This is a genomic window from Psychromonas sp., from assembly GCF_041586535.1.
Taxonomy (GTDB): domain Bacteria; phylum Pseudomonadota; class Gammaproteobacteria; order Enterobacterales; family Psychromonadaceae; genus Psychromonas.
Genome location: NZ_JBFGZY010000016.1, coordinates 17,455 through 36,639, shown reverse-complemented (window position 1 = coordinate 36,639; position 19,185 = coordinate 17,455). Strand labels below are relative to the sequence as shown.

Here is a 19,185-nt window from a genome sequence, read left to right as displayed (position 1 = left end):
GGGTGTTAGCTCTCGATTGATGCGAAAAGAGTTCCCCGATATACATCGTTATCTATGGAATGGTGCGTTATGGTCTCCCAGTTACTTTGCCGGATCATGTGACGGTGCTGCGCTAGATGCCCTGACGACTTATATCGAGCAGCAAAATAGACCTAAGTAACGTTAATGCTTCGCATAAAACCACTCTTTAACAGAGTGGTCAAATAAACTTACTGATCTGCGCTAGGCTGGGTAATTGGAAAACGGACTAATACATTAACTTTTGATGACATTGACGCACTGAGTGCCTGTTTTTTTTCTGTCACCAGAATCACAATACCATTGTGCTTGGCAATGTTTTTCTGCAGGTTGTTCAGATCAAAACTTTGATCACTTTCATGAGGGTTCCTGACCGCCGCACGTTGCTCAAATAATGGATCGGCTTGGGTAAACATTAAAATATCCCGACTAACTTTAGCTTGGGTAAAAATATCCGCGACTTCTTGATTGCTTTGTTTATCAAAAATAGCAGTGGAAACATGCACTGTTTTTTTTGTAAAACGGGTGATCTCGCGGATAAGTGCCGGCAGTTCGGCGGCACTCGGGCCATTTAGGGTGATCAGAAAACGTGATTTCAGCTGAGCTTGATCAGCTAAATCGGGTAAAAAACGATGAAAGCTGCTGCTCAGGTATTCTACTATTAACATATTTTTCTCTTTATACTTAATTATTGCCGAGAAACTACTTGAAGATCAGGCAATCAGCAAGTGTTTTATACCCATGTTACTGCAAAATACTTTGTCAGGCACGAGCTCGGAGACCAGAGCAAGACGCAACATGAGGTAATGGTTATTCCCTTTTCGATTGATGCAACGCAGCACTGGTTTTCGAGCTAGCGCCCCGTAGGGCAAGGTTATACCAATCTGCTTTGTTATAAAATTTCTATGTGGAATAACTATACTTCAATTTCATGCCTGGCAAGTCGGCACAATTTGCCTTGCTGACTTTGCATCTTAAAGTATCATGGGTATATACACACATGATTCAGCCGGTAATTTTTTAAGCATTAAGAATTATGCAGGAAGCCCTTTCTGTACCGGCTCTTTTAATCCCCGATGGACAAAAGTCGAAAAGTTTGCCAGCGCTTTTTGCAGCTGTGGTGAGAAATTTTCAAAATCGATATTATCCAGCAGGTTCTTAATCTCTAAGCCTAACTCCGTGTCCCCTTCAATCAATAAACGCCTTTGAAAAAACAGAGTGTCCGGATCTTCTTTTCTGCCGGCAATCAAGATAAATTCATTTAAGGTGCCGGAAAATATAACGTCTGCCTTTTCACACACAGGTTCAATAACTAATTTCTGCTCTGCAAAACTGATATAACAGGTAAATTTAAGATCTGTCACTTCAAGTTTTAACCATTTGTTTTGCAAAAAATCCAATTCGTCATCTTCAATTGCTTCACAAAGCACTTTATGTAACAACTCTGTTAACAATTTTTTTTGAATAAAAAAAGGTAACAACGCACTCGGATAAGCTAAAGCCTTGGGCGCATTAACCACAAGTTGGTGGTGAATATTTGCGATGACTGTTTTGAACATTGGTTTTCCCGGTTATAAATAGTGGCGATAGTATAAAGTGTAGATCTGCATGCAATACTGGTCTAAATCAAAAAGTTGTATTAAACGTTGATGGTCAGACGACTTAAAAGCGCAATAAATTTCATCTTTAAGTAGCCTGGGTATATTCCACTTACCTGCCCTATATCAATAAATGATTCTTTTCCTTTTTTTACAATAGATTATATTTTTCATACTTGTGTAGTTTGCTCAGGTAATAACAAGCTTGTAGGGAAATTACTTTCTTTTACTTGAATCATTTGAGCGCGGACTTAAGTGCGCATATTGGCATTTTATTTAGATATACGAACAATGCCCACTGAAGTCCACGCTACAAAACTGTAACAGGTTGATTTTTAAACAAAAACGTTTTTACAGTTAATATGAGTTATCTACACAAGCATATATTTTTTAATGTTAGGAATTTGAATGGAACTTCTCTGCCCGGCTGGTAGTTTACCAGCCTTGAAAACAGCAATTGATTGCGGCGCTGATGCGGTTTATATCGGTTTAAAAGATGATACCAATGCCCGTCACTTTGCCGGCTTGAATTTCAACGACAAAAAACTGGTTAAGGGAGCACAATATGTATCTGATCATGGTAAAAAACTACATGTCGCGATCAATACCTTCGCCCACCCCGGCAGTGAAAATCGTTGGTATAACGCTGTTGACAAATGTGTTGATTTAGGCGCCGATGCGGCCATTATTGCCGATATTGCCACGCTTGATTATGCTGCGAATAAATACCCGGATTTAGAATTACATCTGTCGGTACAGGCATCTGCCACCAATACTCAAGCAATTCAGTTTTATAAAGAAAATTTTAATGTGAAACGTGTGGTGTTACCCCGGGTGCTTTCTATCCATCAGGTGAAACAGCTGGCCAGAAATACAGACATGCCTTTAGAGGTTTTTGCCTTTGGCAGTTTATGCATCATGGCTGAAGGCCGCTGCTATTTATCATCTTATTTTACCAGCGAATCCCCGAATACCGTCGGGGCATGCTCGCCTGCTAAATATGTGCGTTATCAGGAAACAGAAAACGGCCTGGAAACACGCTTAAATAATATTTTAATTGATCGTTATAAAAAAGATGAAAAAGCAGGTTACCCGACGCTCTGTAAAGGCAAGTTTAATGTCGACAGCAATCTTTATCATGCCATAGAGGAGCCCACCAGCCTGAATACCCTTTCCATGCTGCCTGAACTAATGAATACCGGTATCTGCTCCGTGAAAATTGAAGGCCGGCAACGCAGCCCGGCTTATGTGGAACAAATAACCCGAGTTTGGCGTGATGCAATTGACAGCTATCGGGCAAATCCGGACGCCTACCAGGTAAAAGAATCATGGGATAAGGTGCTGGCAAATGTTTCTGAAGGCAGTCAAACCACCCTGGGCGCTTACCATAGAGAATGGCAATAATTAAAGAATAATACCAATCAGACTAATTATCTGATCATTTATGCTTGTTAAAATAAATGCTAGCCAGACATAAAACTACGTTTTAGTCTTTGTTATTGATTTGATTCAGAACGTCCTGTTCTTCACCACTTTGTGGCCAGCTAACGCTGTTCAAAATCGTTCCATAGGATTTTGTTAAATTAGAACAACTAGTTACTGTGATCAATGCCTTGCTTTCATTCATTTTTCCTGACGCCTAAACTGACCATTTAATTAATCCAATTGGTATAATAAACATTAAGGAATACAAGTGAAATTAGCATTAGGCCCCCTACTCTATTATTGGGAAAAGCAAAAAGTAGAAGCATTTTATCAGCAGGCATTAAATAGCGATGCAGATATTATTTATCTTGGCGAGACAGTGTGCAGCAAACGCAGAGAACTGAAAACCCGTGATTGGATCAATCTGGGTAAAGAGCTGGCTAACTCCAATAAAGAGATCGTTTTATCTTCCATGGCGCTATTGGAAGCACCTTCTGAAATTAAAATACTGCGACAAATCTGTGAAAACGGAGATTTGAAAGTTGAAGCGAATGATTTAGGGGCAGTACAAATATTAGCAGAAAACAAAGTACCTTTTGTATGCGGACCGGCGATCAACTGTTATAACGCCAGTGTTTTAAAACTATTAATCAATAAAGGAATGCAGCGCTGGGTAATGCCCGTCGAACTGTCACGGGACTGGTTAACTCAAACACTTGATGATTGTCAGCGCCTGGGTATCAGAGATTTATTTGAGGTGGAAGTTTTTTCCCACGGTCATATGCCGTTAGCCTATTCTGCACGCTGCTTTACCGCACGCTCAGAGAACAAAGCAAAAGATGATTGCGAGTTATGCTGTATTAAATATCCCAATGGCCGGGCAACCACAACCCAGGAAGATCAGCAGGTTTTTGTTTTAAATGGCATTCAGACGCAATCAGGCTACTGTTATAACCTGCTCAATGATGTCCCTTCAATGCACGGTTTGGTGGATATTATACGGGTGAGTCCCGATGGCGAAGAGAGCTTTACAACACTGGATAATTATCGGGCGGCAATTCAGGGTCAATCTGCGCTCGTACAGCTTGCCAGTAAAGAATGTAATGGTTTTTGGCATAAAATAGCAGGTTTTCAGACACAACTGTAAGCATCTCTACCAGCAATTTTTTGCTGCTTATACAATTAACAACTAGTCTTTATTATAAAAAGTGAGGGTACCTTATCTGCCCGGATTGAGTGAATTGGGTAGATAAGGTAAATATTATTGAGCAACAGTCATTATTTCTCAACCAATATGATAAACACAATATGCAATCTGACCAATCAGCTAAACAACGCGCTAAAGGCGCTTCATTGCGCCCCCTGAAAGCTATTCTTCCCTTTATAAAGCCTTATAAAAAAACTCTGCTCAGTGCTATTTTAATATTACTGATGGCTTCCGCGGTCACTGCCAGTCTGCCGATTGCAGCACGCTATCTGATCGACAATGGCATCAGCAGCGGTAATCGCGAACAAATTGATTTTTATTTTAAACTGCTGCTCGCGGTTATTTTTCTGATCAGTGCATTGTCCGCGGCACGCTTATACCTGATCACCTGGCTGGGTGAACGAATTGTCGCTGATATTCGGGAAACAGTATATGCCCGGGTGATCCGCCAGGATCCACTTTTTTTTGAAGTCACCCAGACCGGAGAAGTGCTTTCCCGACTCACCACAGATACCACTCTGGTTCAATCGATATCGGGCGTAGGCATTTCCATGGCACTGCGCTCCACCATCATGTTGCTTGTCTCTCTTGCCGGTATTATTTATACCAGCCCTTCTCTGGCTTTGGTCATTGTCGTGCTTATTCCCGCCGTGATTGGTCCGATTCTGTGGCTTGCCCGCAAAGTGCGTAAACTGTCACGCACCGCACAGGACAAAATCGCACAATCGAGCGGCATGGCAAATGAAACCCTCAATGCGATTGAAACGGTGCAGGCTTTCACGCTGGAAACACAACAGTGTCAGCGTTTTGATAAAACCGTAGAAGCCGCTTTTATTGCCGCAATAAAACGCATCAGATTACGTTTTATAATGTCTTTTTCGAGCATGTTCCTGTTACTTGGCGCAATTACCTTTGTGCTCTGGTTAGGCACGCGGGAAGTGCTCTCAGGTAATATGCTGCCGGGTGAACTGGCACAGTTTGTTTTATTTACGGTTTTGCTGGCAAGTTCAGGTGCGATGCTCAGCGAGATGTGGGGAGAGGTACAACGTGCTGCCGGTGCGATGGAAAGGTTGATTGAATTACTTAATGCCCAGCCGCATATTCGTGCTCCTGAAAATAGCGTTTGTTTACCGTCACCGGGGGAAGGCAGTATCTCCTTTAAAGAGATTAATTTCAGTTACCCCTCCCGTCCGGATACACAGGCTTTAGCAAATTTCACTCTGGATATAACTGCGGGTGAGACCATCGCATTTGTCGGTCCCTCCGGCGCCGGTAAAAGCACTATTTTTCAGATCTTATTACGATTTTATGATCCGCAATCGGGATCTGTTTTTATCAACGGAGTAGACATAAGCCGCGCAGACCCTCAGGCCGTGCGCGCACTGATTGCTGTGGTGCCGCAGGAAACGGTGATTTTTGCCACCAGTGCGCTGGAAAATATCCGTTACGGACGCCCGGATGCCAGCGACGATCAGGTGCGGGAAGCGGCCGTCTCGGCATCAGCAGATCTGTTTATCTCGCAGTTACCGGAAGGTTACGATACTTTTTTGGGCGAAAAAGGAACGCGTTTATCCGGCGGTCAGAGACAGCGTATTGCCATCGCCCGGGCTATTCTTAAAAATCCACCGATCTTATTATTAGATGAAGCGACCAGTTCACTTGATGCTGAAAGTGAACAGTTAATTCAGCAAACGTTACAGAAATTGATGCGCAACCGAACCACTATCATCATTGCTCATCGTTTAACCACTGTCTTACAAGCCAAACGTATTGTCGTGGTTGACAGCGGTAAAATCCGCGCCATCGGCAGTCATGCGGAACTGGTAGAGAAAGATCCCCTGTATGCAAGGCTTGCCGAATTACAATTTCGCAATAGCAGTCATTGTTGATGATCACATTTTTTATGGACTTGATATGACTAATGATACCCGGTCATCTCAACAAAACCATCTCCTGAATGGCTGCCGCTGAAAGTAACCATACCTTCAAAGTATTCAATACCAAAACGCATGATCTGCTGTTTATTCAACACATTAACCGTCAAATTGATGCCGATCGGGTCAACTTGTATGGTAAAACGCTGCGGGTAATCCCCAGACTGACTTGCCTGGCCGAACAGTTGGATGTCCGCATTAGTAAAGGTTTCAATATTACCATTACTGTGCATCAAACTGCCGTAGAGAAAGTCATCCCGCAGGGAACGGATCCGGTAGATCATCAATGCCTGATCTTTATTTAAGCGCAATGAAAACCAGTCCCAGCCCAGTTGCTCTTCGGCCAGCATTGCCGATCCCCACTCGCGGTCAAACCAGCCATTTCCACTGACATTCAACCACTTTCCCTGCCACAAAATTGTTCCCTGTACAGTGATAAATGGCTGCGAATAATAAAAACTGGCAATATTTTTATTTTGGTGTTTTTTGCTGAAGCCCTTATCTCCCTGCAGATAAAAAGGCTGTTCGCTAGATAAAGATAAGTTAACCTGCCAACTCTCTAACTGCACATCCAGGTCAGTAGAGATACCATCTGCTAAAGCATATTGCGCGGTGCCGTAGGTCAGCTGAGCGGGTAGTAACTGCGCAGAAGAGAGCCAGATCCAGTCATCTATTTGCGCAGTAAAAGGGAAATTGATTATCTCAACATTACCTAACTCTTCCCGCCCCTCCCGAAATTCAGCAAGATGAACCAGGTTGTCGGCCAACGCGGCATGGGCAAAATACCAATGGCGGTTATTGAGTGAAGTGCGGAATAGCGTCCACTGCGTGGCAAAACGCTGCCCGTTTTCAGCGCTTAAATTAGCCGTTAAATACCACCATTCATGTTTGAAACTTTTATGCGGCCAATGCGCCTGCGGAAAACTGATAATATTATCTGGCGAAGGCTGTTGATACTCCTGTAGATCACTAAATTGACTCTTTAAGGGATTGTTATTCACCGGCCCTTTCATCGCGACAAAAACTATCAGCAACAGACAAAAAATAATAATAGCCGCTAACAGCAGAAGATTAAATCTGTTTATCTTTTTAGGATTATTATGTTGCCCGATATTCATAAACTTAACCTGACAATATTTAATTTATATAATGGAATAGTTAACGCCGGAATCAGCAGCAATAAAGCCACTACGCTGCTGAAGGCAAAAGGGGTAATATTTAAAATCAGCGGCATAGACCAGCCAAAGGAAGCGGGTAATACTTTAGTTACCAGAGCATCAGCCAGGATAATCGCCACCAGCCAGCTCAATAGCATAGTGCCAAAAGCAAGTAGTAACCACTGCACCAGCATATGATTAAACAACGCTATTTTGTTATATCCCAAACTGCGCAGAATAAATAAATCACTTTGACGGGCCAGCTCTAAACTGTTAGCCGCCATAAATAAACCGATACAGGCGATCAGCAACAGAACAGCGGCAATAGACTGAATCAAGACAAAGGTTTGCGCAAAAATATCCAGTGCCAATTTTTTTATTTGTGCCGGCAGATAGACCTGTTGTTCGTCAAGTTGCAGCGTTGTCAATATATCTTGTTTTGCAACTGTTCTTCCCGGTTCAATAAACACAGCAAAGCCGGTATCAATCCAGCCTTGGAAAATTTCTGTCAGCTCCGCTTTCTCTACACTGACGGAGTAGCCGGGGTAGCCATATTCATAGTAGATCCCTTTTATTTTACAAGTATACTTTTGATCGGCTTGTGAAAGTAAAATAGTTTGACCAGCTTTCAGTTGTTTCTCTAATGCAATTTGTTCATTGATATAACAGCCCTCTGCGGCGCTGTTGCTAACAGACTTAAACAACAAAGAATCCAACTGACGCGGGGTTTGTACAGTGAAAAGCTTCACTGAAGCTGCATCTGCCTTTACCCAGGTATGCCGCAACAGGTTAACTTCTATGACTTCAGTTTGACTGTTTAGCCAATCTGCTATCTTTTGTTTTTGCCCTGGTTTGTGGCGAATAAATATATCTGCGCTTAACTCCTGCTCAAGATATTTTACAAAAGCCGTTTCAAAACTGTTCACCATTAACGCAGCAGCAATACTTGCAGTAAGTGCCAGATAAAAGGCTGCAAGGGGTAAGTAACGGCGCAGAATCTGTTTACCGGCATCTTTAAAAATGTACTTAAAACGAAAAGAGTTAACGAAATAACCACCTGAAAAAAGCAAAAACTTCAAAAACTGAGGTAAAAATACAATACTTGCCGCTAATAATAAGCCGTACTTAACCATCAACTGCAACCAGTTATTTCCCGGCCAGATGATGAATAACAGCAGCAGAAAAAATGTTGCGAGGAGTGATAGCCTTACGGGAAAGTCAATATTTTGACTGCCTGAAGAAACTCTTATCTGCTTGCGGCTGATCAGGGTCAGCTGTTTGATCAGTGCCAGTAACACCGCAAATGATGAAATTAAAAATGCCCATAAGCTGTAAGACCACTGCCATATTAAATTTCCGCTGCTGCTCAGGGAATATAACTGCTGTAATGTTAATCCCAGCAAGGGTAATAAAAGATAAACTAAGCCAAGTGCCAGAAACAGACCTAAGATAGCGGCACAAACAACTAAAAAAAATGCTTCTATCAGCAGTACAATTTTAATGGTAAACAGGCGCACGCCGAGCAAACGTAACTGTATCGCCAGTCGTGCTCGTTTCGCCCATGCCTGATTAGCGGCCTGAAAAGCAATAAACAGGCTGACCATAAAGGCTAATATCGCCAGTGCATTTAAATTAAGGTGCAGCGCATCGGCAAAGCCCTGACGCTCATCTGCAGACCAGGGTTCGTAAAGAGAAAGATGCTCAGGTAAAACAGAACGCAATATTTTTGTATTTTGTTCGCTCATTGGCGCAACGGCCAGGTAACTGAAGTCCCCCTCCTCCGGAAACAGCTCCCATGCAAGGGTGATATCAAGTAATGCAACCTCCTGCCATTGCTCTGGCTCTCTTAGAGCGATGGGAAAAACGCTGCCGTCTGCCAGCAGAATCTGTTTGTCCAAGGTATTACTCTCTGCGCTGGAAAGCGCTAAAGAGTTTAAATATTTCCCGGTCAACAACACTCTTTGGGTATTAAAACGTTGCGGTTGTATGATGCTCGGGGGCAGCAAATCGATGGCCGTAAATTTTATATATTTACCGTTAGGCAGTTTTTTTGTAAAAGTTAACACCGGGGTTATCTGTGAGAATCCCTGTTTTCTTAAGGTTGAAAAATCCTTTCTAGTTAATTTATTACCCTGATCGGGGACGATGTGAAACTGCACCGGGTTATTGAACCAGGAATTGGCCTGTTGATATTGTTCTCTGCTGGCATGATTTAAAATCAAAACAGATAATAGCGTGCTTGTGGCCATCGCCAGACTAATAATAAATCCTATATTTAACAATGAATTACTTTTATATTCAGCCACCTGCGTTTTTAACACCAGCAGAAGATCCAGATTAAACCATTTTTTAACCCGCCTGACTGACCTGCTGAACATCGGATTTAAATAAACCATTAACGATGCCAGTGAACTTTGGTTAATTTTCCCTGCGCTAAACGGTAGGTTTTATCCATTTCCCTGGCAACATGCGAGCTGTGGGTGACCAGTAATAAGGCGGTATGGTGAAATTTTGCCAGTTCAGCCAGCAGGGTAACAACACGGGCACTATTATGCTCATCAAGATTACCGGTAGGTTCATCCGCCAGTAACAGAGCCGGTTGAGCACTCAGTGCGCGTGCGATGGCAACCCGCTGCATCTCTCCACCGGAGAGGGTTGCCGGATAAAAATCCAATAAAGAGGTAATATCCAACTGTTCCGTTAATCTGCGGAAAAATAAGGGGTCATAGCGCCCCGCTAAACGCGCGCTGAATTCAATATTGTCGCGAACAGACAAGCCGGATAACAAATTATACTGCTGAAAAATGATCCCGAGGTGATTTTTTCTCAGCGCACTGAGGGCTTTCTCTGTCGCTTTCGCCAGCAGCAGGTCACCCACCTTAATATCACCCCGCTGGATGGGCTCCAGGCCGGCAATTAAATTAAGTAAGGTCGTTTTACCGCAACCGCTGTCGCCCATCAGGGCAACACACTCACCTGGAGACACTGAAAGAGAGATATCAGAGAGTAAGTCACGCGTATGCTTACCGTCTAAAATTTGATGGTTAAGCGATTCAATGAGTAAAGACACATTTTTCTCCTTAGATGATGACCAGGCCCTCTTTTAAACAAGTGACCTGGTCATCAGGAAAATATCAATGTTGTAATTGCGCGCCTTTCTTTAGCAAAATAAAGCCCCCATTCTTATGTGATTAATGAGCATTGGCTTTTTCAATCAACGCCTTAGCGAGACTGCGCAGCATTCCCTCGGCGCCAAGACTAAGTGTTTTTTGTGCCAACGATGCCGCCTGGCTGTAGCTGCCTTCTTTGTAACGCAGTTCACCAAGCCGGTAATAACTTTCCGGGTAACGAGGCGCGATTCTAATGGCCCGCTCCAGAGAAGAAACTGCCGCCCGATTATTTCCCTCACGCTCCTGCTGCTCTGCCCGCTGCAATAACGCAACAACCGCAGATGGAGCTTTGGCGACGCTTGAAACCGGTGCTTCCTGCGGTTTAATAACCGGCTGTTGAGGTACCGGTTTTGGTTTTGGCTGCGGCACTGTCACAACGGGTGGCTTAGTTTCTTGTACCGGACGGGTAGTGGGTATTGTCCCGCAGGCAACCAATAACCATGGCAGAGAAAATAAGGTAATCTTTTTTATATAATTCATAATGTTCTCATAGTTTATCGACTAAATTTTTAAACCAGTCGACAACCCTTTCAGCGCCTTGCCGACAACGAATTTCTTGTTCAGGCTCAGTGCCGAGCAAAAAGGGCAATGGAATAGCGTTTTCACAAGATTGCTGGCTGCCCTGCCCGGTATCTGAGTCAACCCAAACAGTGGTGATACCTTCAGGGGGTAAATTTTGAATAGGCAGGCTTGAGCGCTGCTTGAAAATATCAGCCCAGACCCGCAGCGCACCGCTAGATCCGGTTAAACCTGTACTGCTGTTGTCGTCTTTTCCTAACCACACAACAGCCATCATATCCCCGGAAAAACCGGCAAACCAACTATCGCGCAGATCATTGGTTGTTCCTGTTTTACCTGCAACAGAAAATTCGGGTAATAACCATTCAAGCGACTTTGCAGTACCTTCATGGGTAACGGCCTGCATAGCATGACTAAGCATATAGATGGACTCCGAATCAAAACGCTTATCAACCTCCAGAGGATAACGTGTTAATACTTCACCGCTTGGATCCACCACCGCATTGATCGCCATTAAAGGTGTGTAAAAACCGCCGGAAGAAAGCGTTTGATACATCTGCGCAACTTCAATCGGCAACAGATCCACAGCGCCCAGAGTCACAGAGGGTAATGCAGGGAAATCCTGCTCAACACCCAGGCGGCGTACTGTCTGTACCACTTTATCAATGCCGATAGCATTACCCAAACGTGCGGTTGCCTGATTATATGAGTGAGCAAGGGCTTTGTAGAGCAGTACCTGCCCGTGATCCTGGAGGTCATAATTTTTCGGCGTCCATTGATCTCCATTGGGTAACAGTAACGTATATTGTTCGTCGTTGATCGTTGTTGCGAGGGTGTAATTAGGTAATTCCAGGGCAGTCAGAAATACCGCCGGTTTAAGCAGTGAACCTACCTGACGGCGGGCATCTAAAGCACGATTAAAACCGGCATAACGGCCATCTTTTCCGCCCAGAACAGCAATCACAGCCCCCGTATCCGGCCTGCTGATTATCACCGCCCCCTGCAGTTCAGCGCTCTTGTTAGTGCCCTCATGTCTGGCTATGTTGGCACTGAGGCTCGACTCTGCACTCATCTGCACAAGCGGATCAAAATGGGTAAAAATGGCCAGACCGCTGGATTTAAGATCCTCAATATTATAATCCCGTTGTAATTGGCGGCGCACCAGATCCAGATAAGCGGGATAACGGCGACTATCGGCGGCGCTTGGTCCGCCAATACCTAGCGGTCTTTTTCTAGCCTCCTCGGCTAAATCAGGGTCCAGGCGCTGTTCACGTACCGCAATGTCCAGCACCAGATTGCGACGTTCCAAAGCCCGTTCAGGATTTCGCCAGGGGTTGTAATAACTCGCCCCTCTCACCAGGGCAACCAGCAACGCCTGCTGGTCTAACGCTAAATCGGCCAGAGGTCTATTGAAATAATACTGACTCGCAAGACCAAAGCCGTGAATCGCCCTCGGTCCATCCTGACCAAGATAGATTTCGTTAATATAACCTTCGAGAATTTCCGACTTAGTGAAATGCAGTTCCAGCAGCAAAGCCATTAATGCTTCTTTGGCTTTACGGGTTAATGTTTGTTCCGAACTTAGATAATAATTTTTGATCAGTTGCTGGGTCAGCGTTGATGCGCCCTGAGAGATCCCCCCTGCTTTGATATTACTGATTAATGCGCGGACAATCCCGCGTAGGGAGATACCAAAGTGGCTATAAAACCGGTCATCCTCCACGGCCACCAGCATATTCTGTAACGATTCAGGTACTTCTGACAGCTGCACTAATAAGCGGTCTTCGTGATGGGAAGGGTAGATACCGCCAATCGCAAGCGGTTCAAGACGTAATAATTCTGCTCCGTCATCACTGGAAATTTGTGAGATCATGCCGTCATCTAAACGTAATGATACTTTACGGGCAGGCTCCAGTTCATCGCTGAACTGAAAACCAGGTGTATAAAGAGTGACGTTATTACCTCGAATCAATGCCTGACCGGGCTTTTCAGGGCGAGATACAAAATTGTAACCCAGCATGCCTAATTCAGTTTTAAGGTCTCTTAGCGATAATTCGGCACCTTCATATAATTCTAACGGGCGCGCATACACCGTTGACGGCACAGACCACTTATTACCGGTAAAGGTAGTGCGGATGGTAGAATCCAGATAAATAATAAAGATCAATGCAATAGCGGAGATGACTAAGAGCAGCTTCCACCATATTGATAATCTGGATTTTTTACGCTTTACATTTGAATTTTTCGTGGTCACATCTACCTCTTTAATAAATCATTACAATCAGCTATATGCTGCTTATACCGATGATACTGATAATTATAGGCATCAAGGTAAACAAGATCATTATATTGTTTAATTCTAATCGCAGAATATAATCCAGAGCACCATAATAATTAAAAAACAGTATCGGCGGCAGGCAAAAGCGTATTTCATTTTATAAGATTAAATTTTTCTCTTCATAAGTTGAACACGCCTTAATTATCAAGTTGTGCAATACTCATGGCTTTAATATAAGCAAAAATGGATTGATTAAGCTGTAATTTGAGTTCATGTAAGGATTTTATGGTTATTTTAGCCAGTATTTTTTGGCCCCCGGTGTTAAGGGTTAACAATACACTGGTTGCAGGAAGATGCTCAATCTGTTCGACTGTCACATTTAAACAGTTCTGCAGCGAGCTGCCGTGTATTTTTTCGGTCGCAATAATAACATCCTTGCTCTCCACTTTAATCTGAATTTCCTGCAGTTGCGACGGCTTTTCCATCGCCACAATAACGGCCTGATTATCAATTAAGCCATGCACAACCGAAAACTGTTCATCCCAACATAGAGGCTGTACATTTATCATCACCCCGGAATGTTTATGTTTCGCCAAACTCAACTCGTGATTTAAAAACAGAGATTGCGGATCCCCGATACTTTCAATCTCCCCTTTGTGAATCAGGATCATTGTCCGGCTTAAATAAAACACTTCCTGCATTGAGTGAGTGATATAGATAATCGGGATCTGTTCACTCAATTTTTTGATAAAGGGTAATAATAACTGCCTGCTATGCCGGTCTAGTGATGATAATGGCTCATCCATCAATAACAAATCAGGTCCGGTCAAAATAGCTCTGGCAATGGCGATACGCTGCTTTTGTCCGCCGGATAGCTGCTGAACTTTTTTATTTAATAAGGCCTTGAAATCAAGCTGATCAGCTAACTCATTAATAGTGTACAAACTGTTTTTGGCTTTTTTAGTGGCTAATTTTAGATTACCCAGGGCATCTAAATGGGGAAATAAACGCGGCTCCTGAAAAACCATGCCAATGTTGCGCTTTTCAGTTTTAATAAAGAGAGTACTTTCCAGCCAGGGCTTTCCCCAGCAGGATAAAGAACCGCTAAACCCACTATCCAAACCGGCCAGGGCGCGCAGAAAAGAGGTTTTACCCGATCCGGAATCCCCAAATACGCAGCAAATCCCCTGCAGATCAACCTGGCCTTGAAAATGAAATAAAGTTTGCTGGTTAACCGATTTAAAAAGATCGAATTTAAGCATGGATAACTCTCTGCTGACGTTTTTGTAATACTCCGTAGATGAATACCAGTAGTGTCATAGAAAAAGCTAACAAACAAAAAGAGAGCAGATGTGCCTGCTGGTATTGTAATGTTTCCACATGGTCAAAAAGGGCAATAGACACGACCTGTGTTTCCCCGGGAATATTACCGCCGATCATCAGTACGACACCGAACTCGCCCACGGTATGAGCAAAACCTAAAGCGCCGGCAATAATATAACTTGGCATAATCATCGGAAAAACCACCCGGTAAAAAGCTTCGATGGAATTAAAACCCAGCGTAGAAGCCACCTCAAGGTAGTTTTTATCCAGATTCACAAAGGCGCTTTGCAGAGGCTGCACGACAAAGGGTAAGGAGTAGATAACCGAGGAAATTAATAAACCGCTAAATGAAAAAGCTAAGCTACCGCCGGTTACACTAAACCATAGTCTGCCGATAAAATTATCGGGTGAAAATGAAAGAAGCAGATAAAAACCTAACACCGTAGGTGGTAATACTAATGGCAGCGCCACCAACGCTTCAATCAAGGGGCGAAAAACAACACGACTGCGGGCAAGCCACCATGCCAACGGCGGCGAAATAATCAACAAAATAAAGGTGGTTAAACTGGCCAGTTTAAAGGTTAAAAAAATAGCACTGTAATCTAATTCACTGAGCATATCTTTTACATATAGCCTTTAGTTCGAATCAATGCCTGTACCGGATCAGAGGTAAGATAATTGATAAAGTGCTGCACCGCCTGCGTATCTGCGGCCTTTTGTAACAGCACGCCCTGCTGCAGAATGGGTTGATGATACGCGCTCGGGATCAAAAAAAAGTTACGCGCATTATTTTCCAGCAGTAAAGAATGAGCGACAAAACCTGCCTTAATATTACCTGAATCAATAAATTGATAGGCCTGACTGATATTAGCCCCCTGCACATAATTAAAATGCTCCCACAAATTTAAACTCTGCAGGACCTGCTGAGCGGCTAATCCATAGGGGGCAAGTTTAGGATTGGCAATGGCAATTGCCCCTTTGAAATTTTGCAGCGTGTCTGGCTTAACCATATTCGGGCTGTCGGGTGCCCAGAAAGCCAACACTCCCTGAGCATAGGTAAAGCGCGATCCCGCCACCCCTTTAGCGGACAGTTCCATTAATATTGCCCGTTCACTATCAGCAGAAAGGAACAGGTCAAACGGGGCACCGTGCTGAATCTGATTATATAAAATACCCGTTGATGCGCTGGATATTAATATTTTCTGCCCCGTCTGCTGCTTATAATTTTCGGCAATTTCAATCAGGGTTGTTTTGAAATTACTCGCCACCGCAACTTTAATACTCGCCTGTAGGGAAAAGCTGCTGACTAACAGTAACAAAGCAAAAAATCGCATCATTTACCTGACCATTTATCCAGTGCTGTCGTGTCGGACTCGCGTGCATCAACCCAATAACTTTCACCCTGACTGTTGCTCTCTTTTTTCCAAAATGGCGCCTGAGTTTTAAGATAATCCATAATGAATTCACAAGCAGCAAAAGCTTCCTGACGATGCATGCAGGCAATCCCCACAAAAACAATTTGATCACTTAACTTTAATTCACCCACCCGGTGGATCAGCGTGCATTGCTGAATATCCCAGCGTTGTCTGGCCTGTGAGACAATTTCAGATAATGCCTTTTCTGTCATCCCCGGATAATGCTCCAGAGTCAAACTCGACACTTGCTCTCCCTGATTGATATCCCGTACCAACCCGGTAAAAGTCACCACAGCCCCGACACTCGATAGCTGGCGCAAGCGGTCATATTCTTTCTGCAGGCTAAAATCTTCTGTTTGCACTCTAATCATCTTTAACCACCCGTGACCGGGGGGAAAAAAGCCACTTCATCACCTGCTTTAAGCTGCATATTATCGCTACACATGCTTTGATTCACTGCAACCATTAATTTTCCTCTGGAAAGTACCGATGCCCAGTTGTTATCACGCGCTTTCAAGGTGTTTAACAGGGACTCTATGTCCGAGTTGTCCTGACTCGGCAACTGCAGTTCACTGACACCTAACTGGTCGCGTATCTGTGCAAAAAACAAAATTTTAATCATCTATCCCCCTTACTTACTTTGACTTGAAATGCCCTGATTTACCGCCGCTTTTCTCCAACAGTTTTACCTGTGTGATGACCATATCTTTCTGCACCGCTTTACACATATCATAGATAGTTAATGCAGCAACGGATGCCGCAGTCAAGGCTTCCATTTCCACACCGGTTTTACCCGACAATTTACACAAGCTTTGTATACGTACCCGGTTAAATTCAGGCTCAGCCACTAAATCAACTTCTACCTTGGTCAGCGCTAACGGGTGGCAAAGCGGAATAATATCGGCCGTTTTTTTTGCCGCCATAATGCCGGCAATCCGGGCGGTGGCAAAAACATCACCTTTATGATGCTGGCCGCTTAAAATCAAGGCTAAGGTTTCAGCTTTCATCTCTACATAAGCTTGTGCGATCGCTTGCCGCTCGGTGATGCTTTTGTCTCCAACATCAACCATATTTGCTTTGCCGTCCTGGTTAATGTGAGTAAATACTTGAGTCATAATCTACCTTTAAAAACCAATATGGGGGATGAAATTACAAGGTTTATGTTGTGAGTTTAACTGCTCCACGATTATTTTTGACCAGGCTGTTTTACAGGCACCGGTGGAGCCCGGCATACAAAAAATAACGGTTTTATTAGCAAAACCTGCCAGTGCGCGACTTTGGATAGTTGACGAACCAATCTCCTGATAAGAAATATGACGGAAAAGTTCACCAAAACCTTCCACCTGTTTATCAAACAGCACAGAAACGGCTTCCGGAGTATTATCCCGGGCGGTAAATCCTGTTCCGCCGGTAATTAAAATAGCGGTAATATCCTGATCTGCAATCCAGGTGGAAACGATGGCCCGGATTTTATAAGGATCATCTATCACAATTTTTTTATCAGCAAGCAGGTGCCCCGCTTCCTGTAAAGATTGCGCTAAATATCCACCGGAGGTATCCGTTTCTTCCTTACGGGTATCTGACACTGTTAATACAGCGATCTTTGCCGGTTTAAACTCTGCTGTTGCAAGATGACTCATTATTAATCCTTAACTGTTTGTAATTTTTTATAGATTTCAACACAAGCTTGAAATTCACTCGGGGTATTACTATTGTAAAAACGAAAGTGTTCTTGTTCTGTATAATTAACTGGCTGTATTTTAAAATATTTAAGAAGGCGATACAGTGAACGTTGTTTTTTTTCCGGCGTAACTAATACTTCTGACAGGTATTTCTGCAAAGCGCTATTTAAAGGTAAAATAAGCGGAAAGGTCACTTCATCAAAAAATACACCTTGCGGATGCTCTTTAAAGGCATTCAATAATACTTTACATTGCTTAATACCCAGCAGCGGCATATCGACAGGGACAATAAATAATGCATCGTAATCATCATATAAAGCCTCAACACATGCATGCAACCCACCGATAGGTCCGAGATGCGTTAACTTATCAGGTATTGAAAGATACTCTTGATAATCACCACTGACAAATATTTTTTCCAGTGGCAGGGCTTCAAGTAAAGCGACTGAGCGCGCTAATAAACTTTGTTCAGCTAACTCTAATTGTGCTTTATCCTCTCCCATACGGGTAGATAAACCACCCGCTAAAACAATCCCAGCAATTTTCAAAAATCTCACCTTTTTTGGATAATAGCAATTGAATTAATTAAATGATCTGTTTATGCGTCAGGAAAAATGAATGAAAGCGAGGCATTGATTGCAGTAACTATTTGTTCTAATTGCACAAAATCGTATGGAACGATTTTAAACAGCTTTAGCTGGCCACAAAGTGGTGAAGAACAAGACGTTCTGAATCAAATCAATAACAAAGACTAAAACGTAGTTTTATGTCTAGCTAGCATTTATTTTAACAAGCATAAATGATCAGATAATTAGTCTGATTGGTATAATAGAAAAAGGGGCTGAAAAGCCCCTTTAGTCCAAGTATATCAACGAACTTACCAACCTTCTACACCTGTCATATCCGGTAAATTATGGGCAATGCCTTTATGGCAATCAACACAGGTCTTATCGCCCGATGCCAGAGCTGTAGAGTGCTGTTTAACACTGCGTGCGCCCTGCTCACTGAAGTCCATATACTCAAACTGATGGCAGTTGCGACACTCCTGCGAATCGTTCTCTTTCATACGGTGCCACTCCCGGTTTGCCAGGTATCCGCGCCGTGCTTGGAATTTTTCTTCCGTATTGATGGTTCCCATAGCAAAGGCCACCAGCTCTTTTGATGCCTGCACCTTACGGACAATTTTATCTGTCCAGTTGTGGGGTACATGGCAGTCAGAACAAATAGCCCGAACACCTGAACGGTTTGCATAGTGAATTGTTTCCTGGATCTCTTTTACAATCGGTGCATGGCAGCCGGCGCAGAACTCTTCAGTATTAGTTGCTTCCATCCCGGTATTGAAGCCGCCCCAAAAAATAACGCCTCCTAAAAAACCAATCAGTAAGATAAAGCCCATCGCTGCAGATGATGGGGATTTCATAATAAACCATAAACGTTTCAACAATTTTAGCATAATAAC

At 43.4% G+C, this 19,185-nt stretch carries 22 protein-coding genes; 5 read left to right on the top strand and 17 right to left on the bottom strand.

The window, feature by feature from the left end; all coding sequences use genetic code 11:
- Nucleotides 1-160 (top strand): transposase (locus tag ABZA00_RS03370; protein WP_372880735.1); only part of this gene is annotated, 160 nt, incomplete at its 5' end.
- 49 nt (nt 161-209) lie between these two features.
- Here ABZA00_RS03370 and ABZA00_RS03365 read toward each other — a convergent pair.
- Nucleotides 210-686: a hypothetical protein gene (locus ABZA00_RS03365; RefSeq protein ID WP_372880734.1), complete on the bottom strand. Its 477-nt coding sequence runs from the start codon at nt 684-686 to the stop codon at nt 210-212.
- 366 nt (nt 687-1,052) lie between these two features.
- Nucleotides 1,053-1,577 (bottom strand): SCP2 domain-containing protein, encoded by a 525-nt coding sequence (locus ABZA00_RS03360; RefSeq protein WP_372880733.1) that lies wholly within the window; start codon nt 1,575-1,577, stop codon nt 1,053-1,055.
- Between the two features lie 447 nt (nt 1,578-2,024).
- Between ABZA00_RS03360 and ABZA00_RS03355 the strand changes: the two genes are divergently transcribed.
- Nucleotides 2,025-3,020, top strand: coding sequence for a peptidase U32 family protein (locus ABZA00_RS03355; RefSeq protein ID WP_372880732.1), 996 nt, complete (start codon nt 2,025-2,027; stop codon nt 3,018-3,020).
- A gap of 82 nt (nt 3,021-3,102) precedes the next feature.
- Here ABZA00_RS03355 and ABZA00_RS03350 read toward each other — a convergent pair whose 3' ends face one another.
- Nucleotides 3,103-3,243, bottom strand: a complete 141-nt coding sequence (locus tag ABZA00_RS03350; RefSeq protein WP_372880731.1) for a hypothetical protein — start codon at nt 3,241-3,243, stop codon at nt 3,103-3,105.
- A 66-nt stretch (nt 3,244-3,309) separates the two neighbouring features.
- Here ABZA00_RS03350 and ABZA00_RS03345 point away from each other — a divergent pair, with 66 nt between their 5' ends.
- Nucleotides 3,310-4,188, top strand: coding sequence for a U32 family peptidase (locus ABZA00_RS03345; protein WP_372880730.1), 879 nt, complete (start codon nt 3,310-3,312; stop codon nt 4,186-4,188).
- Nucleotides 4,189-4,277: 89 nt separating this feature from the next.
- Entirely contained in the window at nt 4,278-6,137 is a 1,860-nt protein-coding gene (locus tag ABZA00_RS03340; RefSeq protein WP_372880729.1) for an ABC transporter transmembrane domain-containing protein, read from the top strand.
- Between the two features lie 29 nt (nt 6,138-6,166).
- On the opposite strand, the gene ABZA00_RS03335 is transcribed toward ABZA00_RS03340, so the two are convergent.
- From ABZA00_RS03335 to ABZA00_RS03275, 13 genes are all read right to left on the bottom strand, one after another.
- A complete protein-coding gene (locus tag ABZA00_RS03335) occupies nt 6,167-7,300 on the bottom strand; it encodes a lipocalin-like domain-containing protein (RefSeq protein WP_372880728.1) in 1,134 nt (377 codons plus the stop codon).
- Entirely contained in the window at nt 7,297-9,735 is a 2,439-nt protein-coding gene (locus tag ABZA00_RS03330) for an FtsX-like permease family protein (protein WP_372880727.1), read from the bottom strand. The genes ABZA00_RS03335 and ABZA00_RS03330 overlap by 4 nt, the downstream gene beginning before the upstream one ends.
- Nucleotides 9,735-10,409 (bottom strand): ABC transporter ATP-binding protein, encoded by a 675-nt coding sequence (locus ABZA00_RS03325; protein WP_372880726.1) that lies wholly within the window; start codon nt 10,407-10,409, stop codon nt 9,735-9,737. Before ABZA00_RS03325 ends, ABZA00_RS03330 begins: the two co-directional genes overlap by 1 nt.
- A gap of 121 nt (nt 10,410-10,530) precedes the next feature.
- Complete coding sequence (locus ABZA00_RS03320) at nt 10,531-10,989, bottom strand: tetratricopeptide repeat protein (protein ID WP_372880725.1); 459 nt, start codon at nt 10,987-10,989, stop codon at nt 10,531-10,533.
- Between the two features lie 7 nt (nt 10,990-10,996).
- Nucleotides 10,997-13,282 (bottom strand): penicillin-binding protein 1B, encoded by a 2,286-nt coding sequence (gene mrcB, locus ABZA00_RS03315; protein ID WP_372880724.1) that lies wholly within the window; start codon nt 13,280-13,282, stop codon nt 10,997-10,999.
- A gap of 221 nt (nt 13,283-13,503) precedes the next feature.
- Nucleotides 13,504-14,568 carry a molybdenum ABC transporter ATP-binding protein gene (locus ABZA00_RS03310; protein WP_372880723.1) on the bottom strand — a complete coding sequence of 355 codons (1,065 nt, stop codon included), beginning with the start codon at nt 14,566-14,568 and terminating at the stop codon, nt 13,504-13,506.
- Entirely contained in the window at nt 14,561-15,247 is a 687-nt protein-coding gene (gene modB, locus ABZA00_RS03305; protein WP_372880722.1) for a molybdate ABC transporter permease subunit, read from the bottom strand. Before modB ends, ABZA00_RS03310 begins: the two co-directional genes overlap by 8 nt.
- 5 nt (nt 15,248-15,252) lie before the next feature.
- The gene (modA, locus tag ABZA00_RS03300) at nt 15,253-15,966 is read right to left on the bottom strand and encodes a molybdate ABC transporter substrate-binding protein (protein WP_372880721.1); all 714 of its coding nucleotides are present in this window, start codon (nt 15,964-15,966) and stop codon (nt 15,253-15,255) included.
- Nucleotides 15,963-16,415, bottom strand: coding sequence for a molybdopterin synthase catalytic subunit MoaE (moaE, locus tag ABZA00_RS03295; protein ID WP_372880720.1), 453 nt, complete (start codon nt 16,413-16,415; stop codon nt 15,963-15,965). Before moaE ends, modA begins: the two co-directional genes overlap by 4 nt.
- 2 nt (nt 16,416-16,417) lie before the next feature.
- Entirely contained in the window at nt 16,418-16,666 is a 249-nt protein-coding gene (moaD, locus tag ABZA00_RS03290; RefSeq protein ID WP_372880719.1) for a molybdopterin synthase sulfur carrier subunit, read from the bottom strand.
- 13 nt (nt 16,667-16,679) lie between these two features.
- On the bottom strand, nt 16,680-17,159 hold the full coding sequence (moaC, locus tag ABZA00_RS03285) for a cyclic pyranopterin monophosphate synthase MoaC (protein ID WP_372880718.1): 480 nt from the start codon (nt 17,157-17,159) through the stop codon (nt 16,680-16,682).
- A 9-nt stretch (nt 17,160-17,168) separates the two neighbouring features.
- On the bottom strand, nt 17,169-17,684 hold the full coding sequence (gene moaB / locus ABZA00_RS03280; RefSeq protein WP_372880717.1) for a molybdenum cofactor biosynthesis protein B: 516 nt from the start codon (nt 17,682-17,684) through the stop codon (nt 17,169-17,171).
- 2 nt (nt 17,685-17,686) lie between these two features.
- Nucleotides 17,687-18,283 (bottom strand): molybdenum cofactor guanylyltransferase, encoded by a 597-nt coding sequence (locus ABZA00_RS03275; protein ID WP_372880716.1) that lies wholly within the window; start codon nt 18,281-18,283, stop codon nt 17,687-17,689.
- 57 nt (nt 18,284-18,340) lie between these two features.
- Between ABZA00_RS03275 and ABZA00_RS03270 the strand changes: the two genes are divergently transcribed.
- Nucleotides 18,341-18,481, top strand: a complete 141-nt coding sequence (locus ABZA00_RS03270) for a hypothetical protein (protein WP_372880715.1) — start codon at nt 18,341-18,343, stop codon at nt 18,479-18,481.
- 122 nt (nt 18,482-18,603) lie between these two features.
- On the opposite strand, the gene ABZA00_RS03265 is transcribed toward ABZA00_RS03270, so the two are convergent.
- Complete coding sequence (locus ABZA00_RS03265; protein WP_372880714.1) at nt 18,604-19,179, bottom strand: NapC/NirT family cytochrome c; 576 nt, start codon at nt 19,177-19,179, stop codon at nt 18,604-18,606.
- Nucleotides 19,180-19,185: the final 6 nt, after the last annotated feature.